This is a genomic window from Microvirga aerophila (assembly GCF_003332305.1).
Taxonomy (GTDB): domain Bacteria; phylum Pseudomonadota; class Alphaproteobacteria; order Rhizobiales; family Beijerinckiaceae; genus Microvirga; species Microvirga aerophila.
This window is the reverse complement of sequence record NZ_QOIO01000114.1, coordinates 1-6,557: the sequence shown is the minus strand read 5'-3', so window position 1 is coordinate 6,557 and position 6,557 is coordinate 1. Positions and strand designations below refer to the sequence as shown.

Sequence of the window (6,557 nt, the reverse complement as noted above, 5' to 3'; positions counted from 1 at the left end):
AGCTTGCAGCAGCCTAACCCCGGCAGAGGCTCCACTTAGCGAACCGAAAACGCTGTTCAGACAAACCGAGCCACCTCTGCTCGAAGGCAAGCAAAAGGATGCAATCCGCTCGAACAGGTGCTGACATGTTTAATCGGCGTTCCATTGCAGAGGGTGCGGAGCCGGTCAAATCTTCTCGCCAACTCGTCGGGGCATACAGATGGCTGAGCGTTAGGTTGTGAATACCAACAGCATAGCTTGAGAATTCATACCAGATGGCAGGAGCCGATGGCTGAACGAGCCATTCTGTGGTGGTTCAGGCAGGCAAGCGCGACCATTCAAGTCCGTGAGGCATGAAGCAGCGGTCACTCCACAGACAGCGCTGCCTTCATCACGCTATCTGGCCCGATCTCGGCCTCGTCTTCCAAGCCCAGCAATTCTGTCAGCCGGAAACGGGCACGGTTCACGCGGCTCTTGATGGTGCCAACCGCAACCCTGCACACCACAGCCGCCTCCTCATAGGACATACCCTGCGCTGTCACCAGCAGCAGTGCCTCCCGTTGTTCCACTGGAAGCCTCCGCAGCGCTCTGCGAAAATCCTCGTAATCAAGATGCGCCTGCTGATCCGGCTGCGTCTTGAGCCGAGCCGCAAAGGAGTCGTCCGCGTCCTCCACCTCGCGCTTGCGCTTACGGTACTCGGAGCGGACGAGGTTGTGCAGGATGGTGAAGAGCCATGCGCTCAGGTTCGTCCCCCGCTCGAACTTGTCGATGTTAGCCCAGGCCCGCACGAGGGTATCCTGCACCAGATCATCGGCACGGTCAGGGTTATTGGTCAGGGAGATAGCAAACGCCCGTAGATGAGGCACCGCCGCCAGGAGGTGGGACCGCAGCGGCTCCTCAACAGCCACGCTGGATGCCCTCCAGGTGGGTCTCGATCTCCCAGACGAGCTTGACCAGTTGCGGCGAGAGCGGCTGCTGGAGCAACGCGGCATACATGGCCTGCAAGGCTGCCTCGATCCCGTCCTGCGTCTCAGCTTGGATGTCGCTCCAGAGGCTGGCGTCGCGCCACGCATCAGGGATGATGATAAGCTGACCTGACCGCCAGTCGTTCTTCACAGCGTCGGCCATCGGGCGATCCCCGCAATCCGCTGTCCTTGGGAGCTTGACGGTCAACCGCAGAGGGTGAAGGGCGTTCCAGACCAAGAGGCAAATTTTCCGCCCCATGGTAATTCTTCTGGGTCACGCAGTTCCTAGAACCTGCACGGCTTGGCTACCAGCGTCTGACCGCATCAGCATCCAGATACTTTCTCTCAGTGTCGGCAAACGGGGCCATACTGCTGTTATCCTCGACTGAGGCTGGCTTGGACAGGAACTCGAAGAGCGGCTTACCTTTGAGCGCACGCCCAGCCAGAGGGGGTCAGATGGAGGAACTTGCCATCGTGGCCCAACAGCCCCTTCGCAATCAGAGCGTCTATCACGGCAGGAAACGGCCTGGTTGCAAAGCAGAGTGCTTCGAAGCGCTGCTGGATCGCTGCCGCTGGGAAGCTCTCATGGGCGTTCCAACCACCATCTATCGCGGCGCGCAGAAGCGCGTGCTCTGCGATCTCACAGCAGTCGAAGAGAGCTTCAGTCGGGGCATCATCTATTCACGCCACTCTGTTTGTCGCTGCTGAGCAGAGACGCCAACTTGGGAGTGGGGCCAATTTCTGCCGCAGCGACAGGCCAACGGTCAAGCAGCGAAAATGTCCTAGCCGTTGTCATTGAACGAAGCTTGATCACCAGAGATGGGCATAGTGTCTCCCGAGCTTTCGTGGGTCGGAGTGTGGAAGAGCGCTAGCCTCAAACTAGATAAGCTGCCGACCTACAAAGTCTCTGCATGCTTGGATCGTTCTCGCGGGGTTTAAGCTCAAAATTTTTCGGAATAAACCATCTAGCTTCCTAAACGCTTTCTATTGCGTGGTTCCGGTCCTGACGTTTATAGGCTGACTTCTTGCCAGGAGTGCGCAGCAAAACTGAATGAAACGCCTGATCTCGGAAGTCTACCTCAACCTGATCGCTGGCGTGATTGCGCTGGGCATTCTTGCCCTATCAGCACACACCCTGTGGACGGATCGCCTCAACACGTGGCAGGAGGCCGAAACGTCCTCCCGAAACGTACTCACCGCTATCGCCCGTGACCTCGGCAGCGACTTGGAGTTGCTGGACCTGTCGTTGAAGGGGGTGATGGAGGGACAGCGCCATGTCGAGTTTCCTCACCTCCTCCCCGATCTCCAGCACCATGTGCTGTTTGATCGAGCGGCGTCCGCTTCCTTTGTGGAATCGCTGGTGCTGGTGGATAAAGCGGGAAATCTCATTGCGGATGGCGGTCCCGTCATCGCGCCACGCCCCCTCAACATGGCCGACAGCGACGCCTTCAAGGTTCATCGCGAACAGTCTTATAGCGGCTTGTATGTCAGTCGGCCCTTCAGGAGCCGGATCAGACCGGGTGATCTCGTCATCGCTCTGAGCCGGGGACTCTATGATTCATCTGGACACTTCGCAGGCGTCGTGATGGGGACGGTGCCTCTGTCCAATATCGACAAACTGTTTTCCGACCTGAGCCTTGGCCACAAAGGTGCGATCAATCTGTTCCGGCACGACGGCATCCTGCTCACCCGCCATCCCTACGACGAGAGGCAGGTAGACCAGAGTCTCGCTGGTTCTCCCCACGTACAGCGCCTGTTGCAGGGAAAGGCTGGTACCTTCGACTCGCTCTCGCCGATTGATGGCGTGCGCCGTATCATCTCTTTCGAGCGGCTGGATCGCTATCCGCTTGTTCTGACCGTTGCCGTCTCTGTGGACGAAGTCTTGGCAGCTTGGAAGCGCAAGGCTCTCGTCCTCGGTCTCGTGACGGGGGTGCTGTGCTCGGCGGTGCTGGGCCTCACCGTGCTGTTCCAGCGCGAGTTGCGCCGCCGCACGCACGCGGAGGCCAAGCTCAGACGGATTGCTCGAACGGATGATTTGACAGGACTGCCAAACCGGCGCGGCTTTCGGGAGACCTTTGAGCGCGAATGGCGGCAGGCGATCCGGTCAGGATCATCGCTGGCTTTGCTCTACATCGATGTAGATTACTTCAAGAGCTTCAATGACCGTTACGGCCATGGCAGAGGCGATGAAGTGCTTGGTGCCATCGCCCGCACCCTCGGTGCCAACATCCGCCGTCCACGAGACATGGCTGCTCGGCATGGGGGCGAAGAGTTCGCCGTGCTGCTGCCCGAGACCGACCTGTCGGGTGCTAAGCTAATTGCCGAGAACATCCGCCAAGCCGTCATGGCCATCGGCCTTGTTCACGAGGGCAGTCCCTATCAGGTTATGACGGTCAGTATTGGCGTGGCCTCGGCACGCCCATCGTGCGGGAGTGTGGGTGTCGCGCTCTTGGAGGCAGCCGACGCGGCACTATACCAAGCGAAGGCGGCTGGTCGGAACGGCATCCGTGTAGCTGACGCGAGTGATTTTAGCTCTCAGGTGCAGACACCACCGAATGCTGCGACGCGCAACGGTAATCTTCTGAAGCAGTAGCTCGTCAGCAAGGCGGTGCCCCTCGTCTCAGAGATGGCTCGTTCAGGAGGCCGCACGCGAAATCGGTCAACCAGCTCCCGTCAATGATGCTCCTCGTCCGAAGGCTGGTCCACGAGCTTCTTGATCTCGAAGAGTGCCGCGACAATGAAGGCGGCGAGCACAACGAACGTGATCACTGTCGAGAAAGCACCCTCCTGAATGCCTGGGTTCATCCCGATCAGCGGGATCGTCAACAAGGCCGGGATGCCAAGGGTGATCGCCGCCACGAGGTAAATCGGATTGGCAGGCTCAGAGGTGCGAGCCCTTTCGGCCCTGCGTGCTGCTGTTTCCCGCGTCCAGACCGCTACCCGCCTTGAAGCGTCCCTCACGCGGTCGGAAGCGGCTTGTAGGCGCGGGGTCCACACTCTGATCCCTCGTCGGACTGTGCCTTCAAGACCAGCGCGGGACGAGTTCTTACCATCCTCGCGGCTTCCTGACATGCGGCCATGAACGATAGAGCGATCTTGAGTTGGTTCATCCTTCTGGTCAGGTCGCATCTCCATGCTTTCCTTGCGCTGGAGTAAATCGCCTGGAACATCTGGATGCGGTTCATTGAGTACAGTAACCCCTGCGAGCCTACCCGTCGGTAACTGTTGCTTGGCCTCGCCTCTACTCTCGCTGTTGGAGGCTTGCTCATCCCCTCTATGTTGATCGGGATCCGCGATCAAGCTGCGGGCTCTGGCAGAGGCGTCCTGCGCTGGCGAAAGGCTGGGGGCAGTGCTTCCTTCTGGACCGGCCGTCACACCATTGGGTATCTCGGCACTAACAGAGCCCAGAGCGGCGTCCGCTTTGCGCTTTGAAGCCGCACGCGGCTTGCCGGTGGAGGCTCTTGGGCGTGGCGCATCAACCTCATCGCTCCGCCGGTTGAGACCGTCACGCTGGCTTGGGTGCTTCGGTTCTTTGCTCATATGGAGATCACGGGCAGAGACCTTGGCTTTTTCATGACACTGGTCCTGCGTTATTCAGCAGAGACCGTTGGGCCCGCCTAACGCAGAGAGAGCCTTCTCGATGCCCACACAGGCTGGACACCTCACCCCACCCGCATCAGTCTCCCTTTCGGAACGGCACCGAGGGTCCCATGGATCGACCGGAGCACAAGGTCGAGCGGCGACTGCGATTGTCTCGGCTCAGGTAGCGAGTGTTTCCTGACGAATATGTTACAACTTTAGCCAGACCACGATACAGGCTGAGGGCTCGTCAAATGCTCCACTCCATCCTCTCCCTGCGCTGGGTCACTCTCGTTGCTGCACTTGGGGCCGCACTCGGGGCCATGCTGATGTTTTTCGAGGATTGCCCGAAACTGGCCTATGCCCTGGATCAGGTCGCGCCTGCCAAATGTGCAAACTACCTCAAAAACTCAGGATATGCTGCCGTGTAAAAACATGATGCTCTATGGCTCGGGTATTCCTAGGGCGGAAAACGGCAGATCAGGACACAGCCGAACTGGAGCGAGGCTTCGTGGCACGTAGTCTTGGCCCCGCTGGGTTCTTGGGACTCCAGACGGCGACTAAACCCTCGGAGGGTTACAGGGGCATCCCATTTCGATGAGGAGGGCTAAGGGTCGTTGAGTCGTTGAACCCGGGAGGTGCGTGGGGCCCGTAGAGACTCGCTGGAACTCCTAACCCTTTTCCGTCTCCCATTACCTCATCCCGTTTCCTGCAAATCACAGGTACAATCCTTAAAAACAAGGGGGTGCGCCTTAACTGGTCTGGAGAACGACCATGGCCGACACAGGAACAAGCCCGAGCATCCTATGGGATACGCTGAAGCTCTCAGCCAAGCCCTTGCGAGGTCGTTGCGATATTCTGGTCACCGCTCACGTGAAAGTGGGAAAGAGCGAACAGAAAGGCTCTGACAAGTACAGGGTTAATTTTGAGCTAAACAGTCATCATGGCCTCGTGTCCTATGACACTGAAGTCCTGGCTCCGAGTGCCGATACAGACACCCTGCACTGGAGGTATTCGGGACGCCGCGACATCGTTGTGGCGGTCAAAAACCGCTTCCTGACAACACAGCTATACTCGCACGTAGCTGGTCAATTAGGCTGGATTTCGGCCCCACCTCCGTCCTTGGTTCAGGCACCATTGGACCCATAAGCCCATGGGAAAACCCGTCCTGGTACACGACCGGCGCAGGGTAAGCTGCCCTTGCCTTGGTGTCTCCTCTAGCTCCTGACAGTTCCTCTGGGAGCCCTTCGGCACGAGCTTCAAGCAAGTGCAAGATGCGAAGGGACAGGCGAGACAATCACGACATTGGCCCTTCCGCTTCGGTGAACGGAACAGTCAGCACCGTCTGACCGGCCTCATCAATAATCTCAATAACGAACTGCTTTCGCACTTCTATCGGCAACTCGCGCCAGGATGAGCGAGCCGCGATCAGAACCCGCGCTAACTGCAAGGCAACGGCATGGGCAGCTTCGATACTAGGAAGGTCTAGTTTCCTTGGATGTCCGTAGCGGTCGCGACCGTTCCAGATGTGAAGAGAGTACTGGGGCATGACTAACAGGATTATCAGCCATGACAGCACCGAACATCAGGCGCAACTATGGATTAGTTCTTATACATCCATCACCGGCAACAAAAGAGCCTGAGAGAGGATTACCCGCGAAAACCACCACGCAAGCGGCGCAGCCTGTTGGATTACTCCTCATTATAAACCGTCTGTAGACGATGATCGCGGAATATAGCAGTAGCCGTTTCGTTTTCTGTTGGTCGCCGTGACTGGCTCTGGATCTGCCCGGCTGATCAGAAGGAAACCGAACATGGGCTACGAAGTGGCGGTTGGTCCCTTACTCGTTGCAGTTATCGCTCTCATCGCTTTCATGACGGTCTTGTACTGGTTCGTCTCGTATCGTTTCCGGGAGGTCATCATCGGGTTTATCGTTGCTGGGATGGTGCTCGAACAGAGGTGGCTCGGTTTGTCTGAACAGCGTTTTCGGTTCGCTAAGTGGAGCCTCTGCCGGGGTTAGGCTGCTGCAAGCT

General features: G+C 58.2%; 7 protein-coding genes. 3 read left to right on the top strand and 4 right to left on the bottom strand.

The window, feature by feature from the left end; all coding sequences use genetic code 11:
- Positions 1–344: 344 nt before the first annotated feature.
- A complete protein-coding gene (locus DRB19_RS28315) occupies positions 345–887 on the bottom strand; it encodes a sigma-70 family RNA polymerase sigma factor (protein ID WP_210207555.1) in 543 nt (180 codons plus the stop codon).
- Complete coding sequence (locus DRB19_RS28310; protein ID WP_114189304.1) at positions 877–1,107, bottom strand: hypothetical protein; 231 nt, start codon at positions 1,105–1,107, stop codon at positions 877–879. The genes DRB19_RS28315 and DRB19_RS28310 overlap by 11 nt, the downstream gene beginning before the upstream one ends.
- Before the next feature lie 888 nt (positions 1,108–1,995).
- On the opposite strand from DRB19_RS28310, the gene DRB19_RS28300 reads away from it, so the two are divergent.
- Complete coding sequence (locus DRB19_RS28300; RefSeq protein ID WP_114189302.1) at positions 1,996–3,537, top strand: sensor domain-containing diguanylate cyclase; 1,542 nt, start codon at positions 1,996–1,998, stop codon at positions 3,535–3,537.
- An 80-nt stretch (positions 3,538–3,617) separates the two neighbouring features.
- Here DRB19_RS28300 and DRB19_RS30475 read toward each other — a convergent pair whose 3' ends face one another.
- A complete protein-coding gene (locus DRB19_RS30475) occupies positions 3,618–3,941 on the bottom strand; it encodes a hypothetical protein (protein WP_147023219.1) in 324 nt (107 codons plus the stop codon).
- An 836-nt stretch (positions 3,942–4,777) separates the two neighbouring features.
- On the opposite strand from DRB19_RS30475, the gene DRB19_RS30470 reads away from it, so the two are divergent.
- Entirely contained in the window at positions 4,778–4,954 is a 177-nt protein-coding gene (locus DRB19_RS30470) for a hypothetical protein (RefSeq protein WP_162815932.1), read from the top strand.
- A gap of 866 nt (positions 4,955–5,820) precedes the next feature.
- Here DRB19_RS30470 and DRB19_RS28280 read toward each other — a convergent pair.
- Positions 5,821–6,072: a DUF6894 family protein gene (locus DRB19_RS28280; RefSeq protein ID WP_114189298.1), complete on the bottom strand. Its 252-nt coding sequence runs from the start codon at positions 6,070–6,072 to the stop codon at positions 5,821–5,823.
- Between the two features lie 265 nt (positions 6,073–6,337).
- On the opposite strand from DRB19_RS28280, the gene DRB19_RS28275 reads away from it, so the two are divergent.
- Positions 6,338–6,544: a hypothetical protein gene (locus DRB19_RS28275; RefSeq protein WP_114189297.1), complete on the top strand. Its 207-nt coding sequence runs from the start codon at positions 6,338–6,340 to the stop codon at positions 6,542–6,544.
- The last annotated feature ends 13 nt before the right edge of the window (positions 6,545–6,557 follow it).